The following is a 19,506-nucleotide window of genomic DNA, read 5'->3' as shown; positions in this document are numbered from 1 at the left end:
GTTTTTCCTTAGAAGTTTTTTATAATTTTAGTCTTGTTTTAGCAATTCTAATGCTTTTAAAAAGCTAATTTCTTCCATTTGCATTCCACTTGTCATATTTTTAAGTGTGATAGTCTTTGTGGCAAACTCACTCTCTCCAACCACCAACACAAACTCGTGTCCAAGTGCATTAGCATAGCTAAATGGCTTTTTTAATCGCGTAATATCTGGATATACTTCGACAGAGATTCCAGAGCGGCGCAACGACTCTGCTAATGCGTGCGTGTAAGCAAGATACGCATTATCCATACACACGAGCAACGCGCGTGCCGAAGTGGAATTGTTTTTCATCATTTCAAGCTCTTTCATCGCGCTTAATAATCTATCAATACCGATAGACGCGCCCACTCCACTCATCTTTTGCTTAGAAAAAGTCTTGGTTAAGTCATCATACCGCCCTCCAGAGCACACACTCCCTACACTTGGCAAGCGCGTCAAAACGCTCTCATACACAATTCCTGTGTAATATCCAAGCCCGCGTGCAATGGAAAAATTCACGCGATAGCAATCCTTATCCATTTGCAACAAACTAAGAATCTCATACAGCTGCTCAATATCCTCAATCCCGCTTTTTAACTCATCATTCCATTCTTTTAAAAATGCGATACTTTTAAAAAACTCTCCACTCTCGCCATTTTGCTTGATAGAAGTGTAGTGTAAAATATTCTTTGCTGTTTTTTGGGTTATCCCAACTTCAGATTCCAACTCGGCGACTACACTCTCTTTGCCAATTTTATCAAGTTTATCAATCACGCGCAGTGTAGCATTTATCGCCTTAGATTCTGTAATGCCAAAATGCTTGCAAATGCCATTTAAAATTTTTCTATGATTTATCCAAATACTAAACTCATCAATCCCAATCGCACACAACGAAGCATAAATCACTTGCACAATCTCAGCATCACACGAAAGAGATTCACTCCCAATAAAATCAAAATCACATTGTGTAAATTCCCTATATCTACCCTTTTGTGCCCTCTCGCCGCGAAACACATTGCCAATGGCATACCGCTTAAATGGTAGTTGCAACTCGTTTTGATATTGAGAAATAAAACGCGCTAAGGGAACGGTCAAATCAAAGCGCAATGCCACATCACGCCCGCCTTTATCGTTGAAACGATAAAGTTCTTTTTGAATCTCCTCGCTGCCTTGCTTCACCAAAATGTCTGCATACTCAATATGCGGTGTCTCAATGGGCACAAAACCAAACTTCAAAAACACTTCACTCACCTTCCCTAGAAGCATATTTTTTGTCATTGATTCTTTTGGTAATCTATCTTTAAAGCCACTTAAGACACGCGGAGTAACCAGCATATCAACTCCTAAATTTTTTTCTTAGCATTATAACAAACTTAGCGCGCATTTTGGTGTTAAAATTTCTCATACAAGCCATTTTGTCGCAATGCCTCATAAAGCACTGCTCCCACACAGGTAGCTAAATTGATGCTTCGCGCAATTTTACTCATAGGAAGTTTGTAAATTGCATTGATGTTTTGGGTTAAAATACGCTCATCAATCCCCGCATCCTCACGCCCAAAGTATAAATAACACTCTTTACCAAAACTTGCTTCATAATGGAGTTTTTGTGCCTTTGTGCTAAAGAAAAAGTGCTTTTGGGCTTGCTCTTTGGTATTTGCAATAGGGTGAGATTCCCAAAAATCCTCCAAATTCTCCCATTCTTTCACGCTTAAATGCTGCCAATAATCTAATCCTGCGCGTTTTAACTCTTTTTGCGAAGTTAAGAATCCAAGCGGTTTGATTAAATGAAGCATTGCGTTAGTTGCCACGCACAAACGCCCTATATTGCCCGTATTTTGTGGAATCTGTGGCTCAACGAGCACAATATGAATCATTATAGCACCCCCATCATACTTAACCCATTTACAACGCCATACACACCAAATCCCATCATCGCTCCCGCAGCCAAATAAGCAAACACTGCCTTATTAGCGTGAAAAAATCGCATAAACACACTTGAAAAAAAAGCAAAAGGATACATCACAACTATTGTAGCGAGCCCAAAAGCACCCATTACTAACGCTCCATTAAGTGCTCCACCACTTGCCAAAGCAGTGAGTAAAAAATAATACACAATGCCACAGGGCAAGATTCCATTTAATGCTCCAAGCAAAAAAAACGACACGCTCAAACGCGAATGTAAAAGCGCACTAAAAATGGGCGCAATGGTGCGAAACACAAGAGAATCTTTGTTGATATTGGGCTCAAATACTCGTATAATATGGGGCAAAAACGCCAAACAAAAGCCAAAAACTATAAGCAAAATATTCACGCCCAACAAGATAGGAATCTTCAAATCCAACACTGCATTAAAAATGATACCAATCCCCCCAGCAATAGCACCTAAAAGCATATACACGCTCACTCTGCCAACCACATACAGCAAGTGCGCAAATGCCACTTTTTTAGGAGAAGATTCTTTGATAAGTCTTGTGTTTGCAAGCGAAATCACAATCCCACCGCACATTCCAACGCAATGACTAAAAGAGGCTAAGAGTGCTATGCCAAATACACTGCTTAACTCAATATACCCCATATCTTTCCTTTCAAAATTTGCAATGAATGTGCAAAATTTTAACACTTTTTAATAGATTTTTTGTTACAATGCCACGCTTATCCCAATAAAGACATCTAATCATTTAAGGAATCACAATGAAAAAAGATATTCACCCACAATATGTGCCTTGCAAAGTTACTTGCGTAACAAGTGGCAAGGAAATCGAAGTGCTAAGCACAAAGCCAGAATTAAGGATTGATATTTCAAGTTTTTGCCACCCGTTTTATACAGGGAGTGATAAAATCGCTGATGCGACAGGGCGCGTAGAGAAATTTCGCCAAAAATACAACCTTAAATAGCTCGCATTTATACACTCCAACTCGCTATAAATGCTTATTTTACTCCCCACCCCCATCGGCAATCTCTTTGATATAAGCCTGCGGGGCTTGGAGATACTCTTAAACGCGCAAATTGTGCTTTGCGAAGACACAAGAGTAGCAAAAAAGCTCTACACGCTCTTAGAATCAAAAAATCTATTTGCTAAAATTACTTCCACACCACCCACGAATATCTTAGAAAATAAAAAATTTCTCCCATTTCATTCGCACAATCAACGGGATTTTATCGCCACACTTAAGCCCGCGTTTTTTGATAGTAATGTCATTTATATAAGCGATGCGGGAATGCCTTGTATTTGCGACCCAGGAGCAAAGTTGGTAGAGTTTTGCATACGAAATGCTATTCCTTATGAAGTATTGCCCGGCTCAAGTGCGCTTAATGTATGCTTTGCAAGTAGCGGGATAGAATCAAATGCGTTTTATTTTGGGGGGTTTTTGCCACACAAACAATCACAAAGACAAGAAATTTTCTACCAGTTGGCACATTATAATGTGCCTTGTGTCTTTTATGAAAGCCCACATAGACTTATCCAAAGCCTACAAGATATTCAAAAGTGCCTACCAAAAGCATATTTGTGTGTGTGTAAAGAGATAAGCAAAATGTATGAGGAGCGATTTTTTGGGGTTGCACGAGAGGTTTTAGCACAACTAGATTCTAAAAAAATCTGTGGGGAGTGGGTTTTTTGTATTTATAACGCAAAAAGCGATTCTCAACATTTGATTTTTCCAAACGCTGGGAATCTCAGTGTAAATGATATTTTAGAGCTTGACATTACCCCAAAAATTAAAGCAAAACTTCTCTCAAAGCTCACTAATAAGCCCATTAAACAATGCTATGAAGAACTCATAAATACCACACCCAAAGCAAAAGAAGATTCTCAACTCACACACAAGGCAATGCGATGATAATATTTGGCAAACAACCCGTGCTCTATGCAATCACACACCACAAAGACAAAATCCAAGAAATCTATGTCGCTAAACAACTACCAAAAGAGATATTTAGCATACTAAAGAGCGCAAACAAGCCAATCATAGTCCTTGATAACAAAAAAGCCCAAGCCCTCGCACACGGACGCAATCATCAAGGAATCTTTGCTAAAATCACCCCGCTTAATCCTACGCCACTTAGTATGATGAAAGGTTTTGAGAATCTCTTAATGCTCGTTGGGTTGAGTGATGTGGGTAACATTGGCTCGATTGTAAGAAGCGCGTATTGTTTAGGTGCTTGTGGCGTTATCTTAGCGCAGAGTAACCTCCACCAAAATGCCATTGAGGGCATCGTGCGCTCTAGCAGTGGGGCACTACTAGATATGCCTTTTTGCATTATCCCTAATGCGTTTGATTGTTTAAATGAACTTAAAATGGCAAACTTTACACTTCTTGGAGCGGATATGGCTGGAGAAAATGTGGTAAAAATTCGCCAAAGTTTAACTCAAGTGTGCAAAAAGAACGCACAAAAATTACCAAAAATAGATACAATAGGCATTTTACAAAGCACACCATTACAAACAGCACAAGATGAGCGATTGCAAAAGTGGGTTTTATGCGTGGGTAGCGAGGGAGATGGACTCTCAGAGAAATTTTTGCAAAGAATGGACTTGCGTGTATGTGTTCGCATTAAGCGGGATTTTGATTCGCTTAATGTCGCACACGCAACGATAATCTTGCTAGATAGACTACTTAATTAAAGGACGAACAATGGCGCAAAAAACATTAGATGAGGTTTTAGAGGAGTTAAAACAAATCGGAGCGAAAGACATTAGCAAGACCACAAGACTCACTATAAATCGTATTGAAGATATTTTAAACAAGCGATTTGAAAAGATTGACAGAGTGCGAGCGCAAGGGTTTATTCACATTTTAGAGCGTGAGTATAGTGTCGATTTGACTGAATGGCTAAGACTTTATGGGAAGTTTCATAATCAAGAACCTTTGGATACCCAAGATACCCCACAAACCGAACAACAAGTCCAAAAAGCAAAGCAAGCTGAAGTGATTGATGAGATTGATATAAAAAAGAAAGCTGCTAAGGCACAAAAAGATAAACCCATACAAAAGGTTAAAACAAATATCGAATCGCTTAAGCTCCCCAAATTGGAATCTTATAATACGCCTGATGAAGAAGATTCCCAAAAAGGTGGGAACTTCGCTTTTTTCATCATTCTTATAGTCATCATTATTGGCATTGTGGGCGTATTAGGATATAAAATGTTTTTCCAAGAGGGTGTGGGTTCAAACACGCCATCATATACTTTCACTAACACTCCCTCACAAGAATCACAATCTAACGAGCAACCACAAGAGCAAAACCCACAAGATTCCGAACAAACACAAGATATTACAGATGAGACAAACCAACCACAAGAAACACAAGAAACAGACCAACCAAATGAGCAAGAAACGCCAAATCTTAGCCTTAATGATAGACTAAGCGACTCAAACAACGAAGAAACACAAACAAACCACAATGAATCCAATACATTAGAGCAAGAATCTCAATCCGAGCAAAATACCCAAAATGCGCAAAATGAGCTCTCTCAAAATCAGCCACTAGATAACACTCCTATTCCAGCAAATGTCGCAAGAGTCGTGCCAAGTGTCGAGCTTTGGGTTGGCGTGGTAAATTTAGAAACAAAAACTTCAAGTCAAATGACACTTCGCAACGCACACGATTTCACACTTGATAAGCCTATGGTGTTTGTCTTTGGACATAATGATTTTACTTTGACATTTAAAGGACAAAGGATTACTTATAAGGCGCGACAATTTGTGCGCTTATACTTTGATGGAAACGAAATCAAAGAAATCAACTATACCACTTATAGACAGCTTAATCCTGTGGATAGATGGTAGAATCGTAATCGCTAGATTCTATGGAATTTTATAACTTTGGAGTGTTTGATTAAAGAAATGAAAAGAGTTGTGTTTGTGTTGTGTTTGTTGTCAAATGTGTGCTTTAGTGATGTCTTAAGCGACAAGGTAAGGGGGCTTATGGGCGAGCGTGAGTATTCGGCTAATAGTAATTTTATCAATAAAATTTTTGCCGATAAAAATTCCTTTTACACCAATGGTAGCCTCAATATTGCCAAAATTGTCCAATCGCTTAAAAATAATGGTTTGCTTCATTTGAAATTTTCTGCTCCAGCTGAGGTTAATCTCACATTTTCTGCGCGCACAAGTCCTATTTTGCTTAGTCGCACTACTAATGATATTTTAACCACAATGGGCTACACCTACTTTAATGTCCAAAAGGCTCAATACAATAACGGCTTGGCTTCTATCACCTTTACCTTTAGCACCGAGCACGCTCCAGACCCATTAGTCATCGTATCCGCAGCACAGAAGCGTGGGCTTAACTGCATTGACATTAAGCGTGTGAGTTTGCAAAAATGGGAGTATCTCCTCGAGCTTGAATCGCTCCAGATTCCAAACTCCACCACACTCACCCCAGCTCAAAGCACACCATTGCGTGATGTCAGCGGGCAATATTGGATAAATATCCAAACACAAGGCACGCTTCAAATCTCCAACCCACAAAAGTGGTATCCACGAATAGTGCTCTATGATAGAAATTTAGTCATTGTTGATACGATTTTAGAATCCAAAAGCCCACAAAATAACACAAGCGTTAAAATCCCTCAGGGCGTGAGCTTTGTATATATTACTGATGCAAACAACCCAAGCAATCTTAAAAAGGGTATAACCGCGCAATTTAACTAGGGGGAAGCGATGTTTGATGAAATTGAGTTTGAAAAAATTAAGCGACTGCCAAAATATGTCTTTGCCGCCATCAACGAAATTAAGCTAGCAATGCGCCAAAATGGCGAAGATGTCATTGACTTTAGTATGGGCAACCCAGATGGAGCGACCCCGCAACACATAATCGATAAACTCTGTGAAGCTGCAAATAAACCAAAAAATCACGGCTACTCAGTAAGCAAGGGGATCTACAAGCTCCGCCTTGCTGTGTGTGATTGGTATAAGCGCACTTACAATGTGGATTTAGACCCAAATTTAGAAGCCTGTGTAACAATGGGAAGCAAAGAGGGATATGCGCATTTGGTGCAGGCGATTACCAATCCGGGCGATACTGCTATAATCCCAGAGCCAGCCTATCCTATCCACTCTTATGCCTTTATCTTACAAGGTGCGAACGCACTTAGTTTCCCTATCTCGTGGAATGAGAATATGGAGATTAACGAAGAGGATTTTTTTAGCAAACTTAATGTATTGTTGCGTGAGAGCTTGCCAAAGCCAAAATTTGTCGTGGTAAATTTCCCTCACAACCCAACCACCGTGATTGCATATAAAAGTTTTTATGAGCGGCTAGTCGCACTTGCAAAACAAGAGCGATTTTACATTATTAGCGATATTGCGTATGCGGAGCTTTGCTTTGGAGAGTATAAAACGCCAAGTATTTTTGAAGTTGCAGGGGCAAAAGATGTCGCTGTGGAATGCTACACACTAAGCAAGACTTACAATATGGCTGGTTGGCGCGTGGGCTTTGTCGTAGGGAATAAAAAAATGGTAGAAGCCTTACAAAAGATTAAAAGCTGGCTAGATTATGGAATCTACACGCCTATGCAAATTGCTGCGACTATCGCACTCAATGAAGACCAGTCGTGCGTGCAAGAAATAAAGGCAAAATATGAAAAACGAATGGAAGTGCTTATCAAATCCTTTGGCGAAGCTGGCTGGAAAATGAACAAACCAAAAGCAAGTATGTTTATTTGGGCAAGGTTGCCAGAATGTATGGCGCATTTGGGCAGTATGGAGTTTAGCAAACAACTCTTAGAAAAAGCAAAAATCGCTGTTAGTCCGGGCGTTGGCTTTGGGCATAATGGTGAGGGATTTGTGCGCATTGCCCTCATTGAAAACGAAAACAGAATCCGCCAAGCAGCAAAAAATCTCAAAACATTTTTAAAAGCCAATGCAAACACTTAACATAGGGATTATTGGCGTTGGTGTAGTCGGCAGCGCAGTAATAAGAATCTTAGAGCAAAACAAGGAGCTTATTCGTGCTCGCTGTGGTGTAAATTTCATCATCAAAAAAGCCATAACGCGCAACATAGAAAAGTCAAAAAAAGCCCTCAATGGCATTCACATTCCTTTGGAAAACGACATAGATTGCGTGCTCAATGATGAGAGCATTGATGTGGTTATCGAGCTTATGGGCGGAGTGGAACTCGCATATCAAGTAGCACAAAGGGCACTCACGCAAAAAAAGGCATTTATCACAGCAAATAAAGCAATGCTCGCCTATCATCGCGCTTCTTTAAGGCAAATTGCCAAAAGCACACCCATTGGCTTTGAAGCAAGTGTAGGTGGCGGGATTCCCATTATTCGCGCACTCAAAGATGGGCTTTGTGCGAATGAAATCCTTGCAATTCGTGGCATATTAAATGGCACGAGCAATTATATCTTAACGCAAATGTTTGAAGAAAACAAAAATTTCCAAGATGCACTCAAAGAAGCACAAAATCTCGGCTATGCCGAAGCCGACCCAACGCTTGATATTAACGGAATGGACGCTGGGCACAAGCTCCTTATCCTTGCCTCACTTGCCTTTGGGATTGATGCTCTGCCACAAGATATTGTCATTGAGGGGATTGAGGGGATTACGAGTGATGATATGGACTTTGCAAAGGAGTTTGGCTATGTGATTAAACTTCTAGGCATTGCCAAACGCGACAAACAAACACTTGAATTGCGCGTGCATCCCACACTTATTCGCAAAGATTCTATGATTAGCAAAGTGGGTGGCGTGATGAATGGCATTAGTGTGGTTGGGGATTGCGTGGGAGAATCTATGTATTATGGAGCGGGAGCGGGAGGTGAAGCTACGGCAAGCTCCGTGATTGCTGATTTAATGGAGATTGCACGAAATTGGCGTGGCAAGCAGGAATCTTGCGCCGACATACTCCCTCAAAACAAAAATACCAAATCCACTATCACACTAAAAAAGCCAAATGCAATTCTCTCGCGCTACTATATTCGTCTCTACACGCAAGATAAGCCCGGTGTGCTTAGCAAAATCACACAAATACTCGGTCAAAATAACATTTCTATCAAAGTGTTTTTGCAAAAGCAAGGCGATGAAGTGGGCGTGGCAAAGCTCCTTTTCTCTACTCACACAAGCAAAGAATCTGACATTAACAATGCGCTTAAAGCATTAGAGGACTTAGATTCTATCCTGCAAAAACCCTACAAAATCCGTATGGAATAGCCAATGAGCAAACAAAAAGGACAAGAGGCAGAGCAAGAGGCTTGCGTATTTTTGCACTCTATGGGCTTTGAGATTATTGAGCGCAACTTTTTCGCACGATATGGAGAGATTGACATCGTGGCAAAAAGAGCTGGAATCTTGCACTTTATCGAAGTAAAAAGCGGGCAAAACTTCGAGCCAACCCAAAACCTCACACATACAAAAATCAAAAGACTTATTAAAGCTATCAATCTCTATGAGCTTAAAAATCCTAGCAAACTGCCCTATTGCCTCGATGCACTCATCATTAGGTATGACAAGCAACCGCGCTATGAGTTATTAGAAAATATCACACAAATATGAGAATCTAACGCGCAAGTGGCTTGGGACTTTGCAAAATTTTCTCTCGTATATGGCGTAGATTGCTCATCGCACCAATGCGAAGCAAAAGTGAATTTTCTTTCCCGCCAATGTGTAAATCTGTGATAACTATCCCACCAAGCACTTTTTTGCTTTTGCCCTCATTGATTGCCCACGAACTATGCGCAACCATCGCCTTGCCCTTATATGTGCCAATATAAATCGCAATGTGCCCTTGCAACCACAAAATCGTATAAAAAGGTTCGCCATTAGTGATGATATACTCCTCTTTTTCCTCTAAGCTAAGTGCGCTTATATCTTGGTGCATTTTGCCAAAAAACCCTTGCGCCTTAGAATTGCGTGGCAAAAAAATGCCATTTAGCGCGTATATATCACGCACCAATGCCGAGCAATCACGCTCCTCATAAAGCCCACCCCAGCCATATTGCTTCCCCATTACTTGACTAAGAAGTGTGGCGATTTTTTCTTTGTTAAAATCCTGTGGAAAAGGCGTAAAATTACTCTTTTTGCTTTTTGTAGTGATAATTTTTACATAGCCATTATCTTGGCGGATATAGGTGTAGAGCTCATATTCTTTTGTGTTGCTCCCTTTTTGGTTGAAGGCAAAGACTTGCCCAAGCCTCGCAGTGGTGATATAGCCATTTGTAGAATCTAATAAATGCGTAGATTCCACATTCGTAGCGACATAATCGCTAAAGTCGCGTATCTTTTTTTCATCTTTTTCACTGACAAAGGCGACATCACTTGACTCCACCCAACCATACACAAAGCCAGATTGGATATGCAAAAATCGCCTTGAGCTATCAAAATGCGTTACAAGCACGGGCGTGCCCGCAAAGATAAGCGAATTTTGCCACCTATCAATGGGATAGCCATATTGCGTGCTAAATCGTGGCAGAATACTAGGCACGACACGCACGCTCGTGGTTTTTGTGATGATTGCTTTTTTATTTACGCTTGGATAGGCGTTTAAACGCATAGAATCAAGCAAATCTTGGGCTTGCTTTTGTGTGTAGGGCTTAAGATTCTCGCCATAGCTACTCATAAGGAGTTTGACAAAATTAGGCGTTATCCAAAATACCTCTTTTTTGTTTTTGTTTGGTTTTTCACTCCAAGGCAAAAAAAGGCTCTCCAAATATTGCTTTTTAAGCCTTGTGATTTCCTCCTTGCTTAATTTTTCATCTGTTAGGAAGTCTTGTTGGCTTTGAAGTTTGTAATAAAAAAGCGGGTCTTGAGAAAATTCACGCAACTCTTTTGGCTCTATAATGACAGCCAATCCATCGGAATCTACCCTCACACAAGCACTAAAAAGCAAGGCTAGTAGTGCAAAAATAATGATTCGCAAAATTTATCCCTCGTTAAATAAGGTGGTTTTTATAGAGTTTGGCGAACTCTTTTGCCACTCTGGCATTACGACTGCCCTTTTGAGTGGCGTAGTTCAGTGCTTTTTGACGCAGAGCTTCATCGCTAATGCCCGCATTAAAGGAAAGCTCGCTATTAACAATACGCATAAAATCCTCACTACCAAGCGAATACAACCCCATAGAAATCCCAAATCTATCGCTTAGTGCGATAATCTCATCTTTTTTATCATCTAAATGGAGCGTATCTTGGGCATATTCCTCCAAAAGCAAATGACGCATATTAGAAGTCGCATAAAAAAGCACATTGCTTGCGCGTGCCTCAAATCCTCCATCTAAAATACTTTTTAACGCCTTATAGCTCTCATCTCCCGCACCAAAAGACAAATCATCACAAAAAATAATAAATTTATACGGCAGGGAACGGACGAGGTCCAGCGTCATTGGCAAAATCTCAATCCCGATTTTAGGAATCTCAATCACGCGTAAAAGGCATTGAGGATTTTGCTCTTGACTTGCACTTTTGGGATTATCAGCAAGCAAACAATGCGTTAAAACAGCGCGGATACTTGAGCTTTTCCCACAGCCTCTAGCTCCCCAAAGTAAGACATTTGAGGCGTCATTACCAGCCAAAAAATTATCTGTGTTGTTTTGGAGTGTTTGGAGGATTTCATCAATGCCTAAAAATGATTTAAGGCAAAGATTCTCAAACTCTACTATCGGGTGGAAATACCCACCATAGCCATCATATTCGCTTCTATATACGCAGGCTTTTACGCGCTCAAAGTCAATCTCAAAGCACTTCATCAAGTAACTTATGAGCGTTTTTTGGAGAATCTTTTGCCACTACTTTAAGACTTAGGGCGTTATTTTTGACGCTAATTTGCACATCGCCACCTCTTTTAAGCGCGCCAAACAAAATCTCATCACTCAGTGGCATTTTAATTTGTGCATCAATAAGCCGTTTAATTTCGCGTGCGCCCAGCGCATTATCCACACTACGCGTTGCTAAAAACTCCAATGCCTTATTATCAGGGATAAGGGTAATGCGCTTTTGAGCGAGTTGCGCACTCAAATCTGCTAAAAACTTCTTCGCGATAAGTTTGTATTGTGCGATTCCAAGTGGAGCGAAATGCACCACGCCATCAAGGCGTGAGCGAAACTCTGGTGAGAAAAGCTCTTTAATCGCGCCCTCACTCTTGCCCTTATTATCCATATTAAAGCCAAGTGTATTGCCCTCTTTGCTCCCTGCATTGCTCGTCATAATGACAATGACATTTTTAAAATCCGCCTTATTGCCCGCATTATCAGTCAAACTTGCAGAATCAAGCACTTGCAAAAGCACATTATAAATATCACTATGCGCTTTTTCAATCTCATCAAGCAACAACACACAATAAGGCTTCTTGCGAATGCTATCTACCAGCAATCCCCCCTGCTCAAAGCCCACATATCCAGCGGGTGCACCGATTAAGCGCGAAATCGAATGCGCCTCCATATACTCACTCATATCAAACTTCACAAACTCAATACCCAACGCCTTAGCAAGCTCTATGCTAAGCTCCGTTTTCCCCACGCCACTTGGTCCTGCAAACACAAAACTTCCAATGGGTTTATTGACTTCGCCAAGCCCCGCTTTGTTTTTCTTAATCACACGCACCACTTCGCTAATGGCTTTATCTTGGGCGAAAATACGCTCTTTTAGTTTCTTATCAAGATTTTTGAGAATCTTGCCCTCATCATTGTTAATGCGAGATTTTGGAATATGCACGGTTTTTGAAATGATAGATTCTATATCTTTGGGCGAAATGAGTTTCTTGCCACTCTCTTTAATCTTAAAAAACGCCCCACTCTCATCAAGCAAATCAATCGCCTTATCAGGCAAAAACTTATCACTAATGTAGCGATGAGATAAATCCACACACGCTCTCACAGCACCTTGTGTGTATTTCACGCCGTGATATTCCTCATAAATAGGCGCAAGCCCGTCTAAAATTTTATAACAATCCTCTAAGCTGGGCTCTTTTACCTCGATTTTAGAAAATCTACGAAGCAATGCCTTATCCTTATCAAAAGTCTGCTTAAACTCATTAAAAGTAGTCGCACCAATGCAACGAAGCGTGCCATTTGCTAATGCTGGTTTCAGCAAGTTTGACGCATCAAGGCTTGAGCTATTTGCCGCGCCCGCGCCCACGATTGTGTGAATCTCATCGATAAACACAATGCTATCTTTAATGCCCTCTAACTCCTTTAACACGCCTTTTAGTCGCTTTTCAAAGTCGCCTCGATACTTGCTCCCTGAGACCATTGACGCTAAATCAAGCATAAACACTTGCGCGTTGTGCAGGGTCTTTGGCACGCGCCTTTGGCTAATCTCTAATGCCAAGCCCTCTGCAATCGCGCTTTTACCCACGCCAGATTCCCCGATTAAGATTGGATTATTTTTCTTGCGCCGACACAAAATCTCACTAATGCGTAAAATCTCCTCATCGCGCCCGATAATGGGGTCAATCTTGCCGTCTTTTGCCGCTTTTGTGAGGTTTTTGGCAAATTGTGCGAGATAGCTCTCTTTCTTTTGAGAATCTGGGCTGTTTTTGACTTCAAACTCCACGCCCTCAGTCTCTTCGCTCTCGCCTTGCATTTGGTTTAAGCAAGCGCGAATGCTATAATGGTCAATCCCTTGTGCGTGCAAGATTCTCGCGCTAAAGCAATCCTCCTCTAAAACCGCCACGACAAAATCACTCACTTCATTTTGGCGATTATTGGTGCGTTGGGATTTTAAATGATACATTAGTGAAAACACGCGCTTGAGAGCTGGCGTATGGATAGGATTGGCATTTAAGCGCACAGAAGTTGGGATATATTTTTTGAGGTAATTTGAGATATTCTCGCCCATCCACACAGGATTCCCACCGCAACGCGATAAAAAATCGCTCCCGCTTTGCTCGCATAAAATCGCTAAAAAAATATGCTCGGTGGTGAGAATATTATGTTTCATTTCCCTTGCGATGTCTTGGGCTCTTTTGATGATGTGATTAAGGCTATCAGTCATAGGCTTCCTTAGATGATTTCTTCGATTTCTACGCGGAGCGGGTAACCCTTTTGGCGTGCGATTTCTACCACTTGATTGGCTTTAAGCTCAGCCACATCATAAGTATAAATCCCGCACACTCCAGAGCCCTCTTTATGGATTTGAAGCATTACTTTGATAGCCTCATCGCTAGTTTTATCAAAGATTTCTACCAGCACAAATACCACAAATTCCATTGTTGTCTTATCGTCATTGAGTAAAAGCACGCGAAAGAGGCTTGGCTCTTCTAAAAAAATCTCGGTTAAACTCTCTTGGCTTATTTGTGGCATTTGCCTAATCCTTTGCGTAGGTATTTTTGCTAAGCATTTTACCACAAGCAACGCAAAATTATGCTATCAAAAAACGATTTTATACAAACTTAAGGCAATATGCCACCTTAAATCAAAAGCACGCTCTATGTCGTGGATATTTTGAGCAAAAATCCTCACTGCTTTGAGGTCTTAGAGGGTTTTCATTGCTTAGTGATGAGAGTATCGTATTTCCTAGTATAAAATACTCCGCCACAAACAACACCCCAATAAAAAGTCCTAAAAAAATGATAAACTTTTTTGTCATTACATTCCTTTGTTTATTGTATATATTCTTTAAGTCTTATATTTCATAAGAGAGTGAAATATCGGTAATGATAAAATAACTTTATAAATAAATATTATTTATAAGCTTTATACTCTCCACTTTTGCCACCACTTTTTTCCAAAAGCCTTATATCGCTTATCACCATTGCTTTATCAATGGCTTTAAGCATATCATACATCGTAAGAAGTCCAATGCTCACCGCGTGCAACGCCTCGATTTCCACGCCTGTCTTACCCTCGCATTTCACCACCGCTTCCACGCTAAATCCACACGCGCGTTCCAATGGTGTAATCTCTACATTAACCTTGCTAATAAAAAGCGGGTGTGCCATTGGTATCACGGTTGGTGTGTTTTTTGCCGCGCTGATTGCCGCGATAATGGCAGTTTGAATCACAGGACCTTTTTTAGCCGTGTTTTGCACCACCGCGTTATAGGCGTCCTCGCTCATTGTGATTGTGCCACTTGCGCGTGCAAGCCTGCTTGTTATGTTTTTTTCACTCACATCGACCATTGTGGGATTGTTGTTTTGGTTTAAATGCGTAAGCTCTGCCATTTCACTTCTCCTTAAAACTTCATAATTCTAGCCCTTGCGCGCGATGAGCGTGCCGAAATTCACCCATTTAAAGAGCACTTCCACGCTCTTAAACCCCGCGTCTTTAAGCAACGCGACATTTTCCTCCAAGCTATAAGGCACAAGCACATTTTCTAACGCCTCGCGCTTTTTGGCGATTTGAGTTTGCGAGTAGCCATTGCGCGCTTTATAATTATGATAGAGTGTAATCATTTGGGAATCAAAAAGCCTATCAACGCTTGCCATTTTTTCACTCATTATAAAGATTCCCCCGCTATGAAGCGCGTTATAAATCTTTGTGATAAGCCCTGCACGCAAAGGCGGGCGGATAAATTGCAAAGTGTAATTACTCACTATCGCGCTACATTCTAAAAGTTTGCTTTGCAAGCAATCCACACATTCAAAAGTAATTTTTGCGTTATAGGCTTTGGCTTTGAGTTTGGCAGATTGTATCATCGCCTTTGAGTTATCAATGCCGATACACTCGCTTTTAACTCCTATCTCGCACAATTTTTGGGCTAAGCCAATAAGCAGATTCCCATTTGAACACCCAATGTCATACACGCGCGGGGTTTTCACGCCATTAAGCCCGCTCAGGTGCAGTGCTAAGAACTCCACGCACAGCTCCAAAGTCTGCTTATAAAAGGGCACAGAACGCGTAATCATATCATCAAACACGGTTGCGACTTGCTCATTAAAGCTAAATTTTTCGCTCACGCTTTGTGTGAAAAGTGTATCTTTGTGAGCGTTGTATCGTTTATTTGGCATCAAAGGAGCTTAGCACTTTATTAAGGGCTTCATCGCTTTGTGCCAATCTATCTCTACGCTTGGTTACATAGGTGATGACTTCAAAAATCTCTTGGAGGAGTTTATTGATTTCATTAAGCTCGTTGATAATGTCTCGCGTTTGCGTGCCTAAGCCTATGGAACTTTCGCTTTGTGCCTTGATAGATTCGATGACTTCTGCCATAAAGCTTTGGATAGATTCAATGTTGCTCTTAGAGACTTCGGCTTCGTGGTTGAGCTCGTTGAAGTTTTTCGTGCTTGCTTTGATAGATTCTCCGATTTCGCTTAGGTTTTGCACCACTGTGTTAATGCGTGCTTCGATTTCTTGGAGTGAAGTTTGAGTTTTCTCTGCGAGCTTTCTCACTTCATCAGCCACCACGGCGAATCCTCTCCCGTGCTCGCCCGCTCGCGCAGCTTCAATGGCGGCATTGAGCGCGAGGAGGTTTGTCTGGTCTGCGACATCATAGACTAAAGAGCTTACATCTTTAATTTGCGTGATAGATTCTGAAAGTCCCTCTAATCGCTCGTTGAGCTCATCTTGGTTTTGCACGGCTTGCTCTAGCTCGCCTAGTAGCGTATGGAGGTGCTCGGCAGCTTGCTCGAGTGAGTCGCGACTTTGCATTACCTTACTTTGGGAATCATTTGCCAAAGAGACATTGTTATCAAGTCCCGTGTTAATCGCACCGCCCACTTCCACATTGGCATTAGTCTTTTGGATTATCTTTGTGATATTTGTTTGGAGAGCTGAGACAGAGCTATTGAGTTTGCCGATTTCTCGTGTGGCACTCCCAGAAATGTCGATAGTTTGTTGCATTTTAGCGATAAAGACATTGATAAAGTCGCTTATCGTTTGCACCTCATCGCCATCTTCACGCTTGATTTCTAATCGCTTGGCGTTTTTGATAGAATCTGCATCTTTGCTCGTGCGTTTTAAATAATCCACGATAACCTTAGAATCCGCACTAAACTTGCGTAATATCCGCAAGAAGAAAAAGATATTTACCGCGGTTAAGAAAAATATCGCTATAAACAAATACAGATACACGGTAAGCTGTGTAGCCGTGCTAGAGCCGATACTCTCAATCTCTTCCACCGCTACGCTCATCTTTTGGTTAATGGTATCGACATCTGTAGAAGTGTATTCTATAAGTCTATTATAAATCTCAGCAAAGATATTCTCCACATCGATGAAGCCCTGTCGTATGTTGTTTGTCTGTAATGCGCTTTGAATGCGCGGATAAAACTCTTGCAAATTTTCATTATTTTTGATAAAGCTCTCATTCCAGCTTTGTGTCATTTGCATAATGATTGCTTTGTTTTCCTCATCGGGGTTAAGTAGGAATTTGATAACGCGCTCGTTAATCGTGCCGATAAACTCAAACTGCTCCATAAAGTCTGCGTAGGATTGCGTCCCTCCTTTGGCTTCTATGACAGATTCATTGAGTGAATCTATCTTATCTAAGAGTATCTCTGAAGTGATTTTAATACCCAGAAATGCCCCGCCAAGTAGCACGATATGCGCACCGAGCACTACAAGTCCAATGCTTAGTCGTGCGGCTAAGCTACTAATTCTCTTTGCCTTTTTGGGCGTGAGCGAAGTTTGTGGCAGAGCTTGTGGCTCTGCTTGATTTGAGGATTGTTCCATTTCACACCCCTAGTGATGATTATTTATTTACCAGCGACTTGCTCTCTATTTGGATTATCCGCAGCGCGAGCCTGCATACAAGACTCCAGCTCTTTAGCGTCTTTTGCATCAGTTACCTTTTGCTTTACCCAGCGAGCCACTTGACTCATCGTCTTTTGGGCGGGGTCTGGTGCATTATACTTCTGCATCAAATCCGCGCACGCACCAAGAGAGAGACTTGGCAAACTTACCACTACTAACATCGTCAAAATTGTCGTTTTTAGCATTACTTTTTTCATTCTATTCTCCTCATTTAATATATATATATATATCGCTTTTAGAAGCGTAAAGTATAGCTTAGCGCGATATTTTGCCTACTTTTTAGCCCATCAGAGCGCACAGATACGGTTGGAAACTTTGGCGTATCATACTCGGTGTATTGATAAGTATAGCTTAGTCTAAAGAATTGGTATATATCGATTGGGAAAAGCATATACACATCGTGCACATCACCGCGAGTGTTGCGGATATTAAACGGGTCGTTGATAGAGACGCGTGAGAACGCATACCAGTTTTTGTTTCCGTGGAAGTATTCATAGCCTAGCTTAAAGTGGCTAGAGAAGTCGTATCTCACACCGATATGTGCTGCCCAGCCTTGATTAGTGTTAAGTTGAACCTGAGGAACCATTGCTATCATTTGTGTATATGCACCAAGCTCACCAGCTGCGCCACCATTATTCATAGAATAAGACACAAACCAATGGAAATTCGAGCCAAAGGCGTTGTTATGCTCTAAATGGAGGTTAATATATTGCAAATCTCCAAGTCTGCTCGCCCTCCCTGGAGTATTATTGTTTGTAGCGACTGTGCCTAGCGCAGCATTTAAGGTTGTATCGCCTGTTACTATGTTTGCTAGCGCAGCATCTGGTATAGAATAGTTACTTAAATAAATATAGCCAAGCATTAGCAAACTTTTCCCTGCACTACTTGGGAGGAATGGAGTCTCAATCCCTGCATACCATAAATCCATATCAGCACTCTTATTGATACCAACACCACCAAGGATAGACCCACCAGATTCTGTAGCCGCTCCATACACAGCTTGATAGGCTTTAGCCACGCCCACTCGCACATACACATCACTTGCACTATGTGGCAATGGCTTATAAGTAAGCACCGCACCATCGCCCAGCGCATTTACCATAAGCGCGGGATAAGTCGATAGACGCGCAGAGCCATTACGAAGTAATGAGCCCGGTCCATCAGTGCTCGGCAATCGCCCAAAAGTAAGCGCGAAATAATCACCTAAGAATAAATCCACATACGCTCGCTCTACATACACTGCCGAGCTCCCGCCTACACCGCGCCCAGCAGAGAATGGGTCTGCATAAATATTTGGATTCCACGCTAAGTCGCCAAAGGCTTTAGTCATTGAGAGGCGTCCTGTGAATTTGGTGTATTTATTTACATTGGCATTCATATTAAGATAAAGCGAAGCCGCCCATTTGAGTGGCTCGGCACGAGATTGCCCCACACGAGAACTATCTGTTTGGAAGTTATTAAGAGCTGTGTTAAACTCTAGGCTAAACTTTACCTTTGAACTCTCTGCCTCTACCTCTACGGCGTCCATTCGCTCCTCTAAATCTGCTACTCTACTCTCTACATTCCCAAACACAAAGCCAAAGGCTAGAGGGAATATCAGTGCTAATTTTTTCATTGTGACTCCTTGAAATTTAAGATTAAAGCCACCGATTGTAGCAAAAAATTTCTTAGATTCTGCTAAAAATTATCAATTTGGCATTATTTTTGATTGCTTAAGTTTTTAAAGATTGCTCTTTGTAAATAAAGTAGTTTGCGTTTGTTATTTGTCGCAAAGCTACTTTGTCATACTGAGGCTTTTAAGCCGAAGTATCTCAAAACTTAAAGAGATATTTCGCTATCGCTCAATATGACAAT

The 19,506-nt window shown here is 41.3% G+C and carries 21 protein-coding genes; 8 read left to right on the top strand and 13 right to left on the bottom strand.

The window, feature by feature from the left end; genetic code table 11:
• Nucleotides 1-27: 27 nt before the first annotated feature.
• Genes hisS through ACWIWK_RS08250 form a run of 3 tightly spaced genes read right to left on the bottom strand, consistent with a single transcriptional unit; the run spans nucleotide 28 to nucleotide 2,593 of the window.
• Nucleotides 28-1,350, bottom strand: a complete 1,323-nt coding sequence (gene hisS / locus ACWIWK_RS08260) for a histidine--tRNA ligase (RefSeq protein ID WP_454152474.1) — start codon at nucleotides 1,348-1,350, stop codon at nucleotides 28-30.
• Between the two features lie 59 nt (nucleotides 1,351-1,409).
• Nucleotides 1,410-1,892 (bottom strand): tRNA (cytidine(34)-2'-O)-methyltransferase, encoded by a 483-nt coding sequence (locus tag ACWIWK_RS08255; protein WP_454152326.1) that lies wholly within the window; start codon nucleotides 1,890-1,892, stop codon nucleotides 1,410-1,412.
• Nucleotides 1,892-2,593, bottom strand: a complete 702-nt coding sequence (locus ACWIWK_RS08250; protein ID WP_454152325.1) for a sulfite exporter TauE/SafE family protein — start codon at nucleotides 2,591-2,593, stop codon at nucleotides 1,892-1,894. Before ACWIWK_RS08250 ends, ACWIWK_RS08255 begins: the two co-directional genes overlap by 1 nt.
• A 116-nt stretch (nucleotides 2,594-2,709) precedes the next feature.
• Between ACWIWK_RS08250 and rpmE the strand changes: the two genes are divergently transcribed.
• The 8 genes from rpmE to ACWIWK_RS08210 are packed head-to-tail and all read left to right on the top strand — an operon-like array spanning nucleotide 2,710 to nucleotide 9,523.
• A complete protein-coding gene (rpmE, locus tag ACWIWK_RS08245) occupies nucleotides 2,710-2,913 on the top strand; it encodes a 50S ribosomal protein L31 (RefSeq protein WP_454152324.1) in 204 nt (67 codons plus the stop codon).
• Nucleotides 2,914-2,943: 30 nt separating this feature from the next.
• Nucleotides 2,944-3,858, top strand: coding sequence for a 16S rRNA (cytidine(1402)-2'-O)-methyltransferase (gene rsmI / locus ACWIWK_RS08240; RefSeq protein ID WP_454152323.1), 915 nt, complete (start codon nucleotides 2,944-2,946; stop codon nucleotides 3,856-3,858).
• Nucleotides 3,855-4,643, top strand: coding sequence for a TrmH family RNA methyltransferase (locus ACWIWK_RS08235; RefSeq protein ID WP_454152322.1), 789 nt, complete (start codon nucleotides 3,855-3,857; stop codon nucleotides 4,641-4,643). The genes rsmI and ACWIWK_RS08235 overlap by 4 nt, the downstream gene beginning before the upstream one ends.
• 10 nt (nucleotides 4,644-4,653) lie before the next feature.
• Nucleotides 4,654-5,808 carry a hypothetical protein gene (locus ACWIWK_RS08230; RefSeq protein WP_454152321.1) on the top strand — a complete coding sequence of 385 codons (1,155 nt, stop codon included), beginning with the start codon at nucleotides 4,654-4,656 and terminating at the stop codon, nucleotides 5,806-5,808.
• A gap of 57 nt (nucleotides 5,809-5,865) precedes the next feature.
• Nucleotides 5,866-6,675 (top strand): hypothetical protein, encoded by an 810-nt coding sequence (locus tag ACWIWK_RS08225; protein ID WP_454152320.1) that lies wholly within the window; start codon nucleotides 5,866-5,868, stop codon nucleotides 6,673-6,675.
• Between the two features lie 9 nt (nucleotides 6,676-6,684).
• On the top strand, nucleotides 6,685-7,899 hold the full coding sequence (locus ACWIWK_RS08220; protein ID WP_454152319.1) for an LL-diaminopimelate aminotransferase: 1,215 nt from the start codon (nucleotides 6,685-6,687) through the stop codon (nucleotides 7,897-7,899).
• Entirely contained in the window at nucleotides 7,886-9,181 is a 1,296-nt protein-coding gene (locus ACWIWK_RS08215) for a homoserine dehydrogenase (RefSeq protein WP_454152318.1), read from the top strand. The genes ACWIWK_RS08220 and ACWIWK_RS08215 overlap by 14 nt, the downstream gene beginning before the upstream one ends.
• Nucleotides 9,182-9,184: 3 nt before the next feature.
• A complete protein-coding gene (locus ACWIWK_RS08210; RefSeq protein WP_454152317.1) occupies nucleotides 9,185-9,523 on the top strand; it encodes a YraN family protein in 339 nt (112 codons plus the stop codon).
• A 4-nt stretch (nucleotides 9,524-9,527) separates the two neighbouring features.
• Here the strand turns inward: ACWIWK_RS08210 and ACWIWK_RS08205 are convergent, their stop codons facing one another.
• The 10 genes from ACWIWK_RS08205 to ACWIWK_RS08160 all read right to left on the bottom strand — a co-directional run bounded on the left by ACWIWK_RS08205 (nucleotide 9,528) and on the right by ACWIWK_RS08160 (nucleotide 19,267).
• On the bottom strand, nucleotides 9,528-10,886 hold the full coding sequence (locus tag ACWIWK_RS08205; RefSeq protein WP_454152316.1) for an SH3 domain-containing protein: 1,359 nt from the start codon (nucleotides 10,884-10,886) through the stop codon (nucleotides 9,528-9,530).
• 13 nt (nucleotides 10,887-10,899) lie between these two features.
• On the bottom strand, nucleotides 10,900-11,709 hold the full coding sequence (locus tag ACWIWK_RS08200; RefSeq protein ID WP_454152315.1) for a DUF815 domain-containing protein: 810 nt from the start codon (nucleotides 11,707-11,709) through the stop codon (nucleotides 10,900-10,902).
• Complete coding sequence (locus ACWIWK_RS08195; protein WP_454152314.1) at nucleotides 11,696-13,954, bottom strand: AAA family ATPase; 2,259 nt, start codon at nucleotides 13,952-13,954, stop codon at nucleotides 11,696-11,698. Before ACWIWK_RS08195 ends, ACWIWK_RS08200 begins: the two co-directional genes overlap by 14 nt.
• An 8-nt stretch (nucleotides 13,955-13,962) precedes the next feature.
• Nucleotides 13,963-14,262: an ATP-dependent Clp protease adaptor ClpS gene (locus ACWIWK_RS08190; protein ID WP_454152313.1), complete on the bottom strand. Its 300-nt coding sequence runs from the start codon at nucleotides 14,260-14,262 to the stop codon at nucleotides 13,963-13,965.
• 112 nt (nucleotides 14,263-14,374) lie between these two features.
• Nucleotides 14,375-14,548, bottom strand: coding sequence for a hypothetical protein (locus ACWIWK_RS08185; RefSeq protein WP_454152312.1), 174 nt, complete (start codon nucleotides 14,546-14,548; stop codon nucleotides 14,375-14,377).
• A gap of 94 nt (nucleotides 14,549-14,642) precedes the next feature.
• Complete coding sequence (gene moaC, locus ACWIWK_RS08180) at nucleotides 14,643-15,122, bottom strand: cyclic pyranopterin monophosphate synthase MoaC (RefSeq protein WP_454152311.1); 480 nt, start codon at nucleotides 15,120-15,122, stop codon at nucleotides 14,643-14,645.
• A gap of 27 nt (nucleotides 15,123-15,149) precedes the next feature.
• Complete coding sequence (gene cmoA, locus ACWIWK_RS08175; RefSeq protein ID WP_454152310.1) at nucleotides 15,150-15,908, bottom strand: carboxy-S-adenosyl-L-methionine synthase CmoA; 759 nt, start codon at nucleotides 15,906-15,908, stop codon at nucleotides 15,150-15,152.
• Nucleotides 15,898-17,571, bottom strand: coding sequence for a methyl-accepting chemotaxis protein (locus ACWIWK_RS08170; protein WP_454152309.1), 1,674 nt, complete (start codon nucleotides 17,569-17,571; stop codon nucleotides 15,898-15,900). Before ACWIWK_RS08170 ends, cmoA begins: the two co-directional genes overlap by 11 nt.
• A gap of 23 nt (nucleotides 17,572-17,594) precedes the next feature.
• On the bottom strand, nucleotides 17,595-17,849 hold the full coding sequence (locus ACWIWK_RS08165; RefSeq protein ID WP_454152308.1) for a hypothetical protein: 255 nt from the start codon (nucleotides 17,847-17,849) through the stop codon (nucleotides 17,595-17,597).
• Nucleotides 17,850-17,887: 38 nt separating this feature from the next.
• Nucleotides 17,888-19,267, bottom strand: coding sequence for a DUF3373 family protein (locus ACWIWK_RS08160; protein WP_454152307.1), 1,380 nt, complete (start codon nucleotides 19,265-19,267; stop codon nucleotides 17,888-17,890).
• Nucleotides 19,268-19,506: the final 239 nt, after the last annotated feature.

It is taken from the genome of Helicobacter sp. 23-1048, assembly GCF_053654545.1.
The sequence above is the reverse complement of the archived record's forward strand: the minus strand, read 5'-3'. Positions and strand labels throughout refer to the sequence as shown.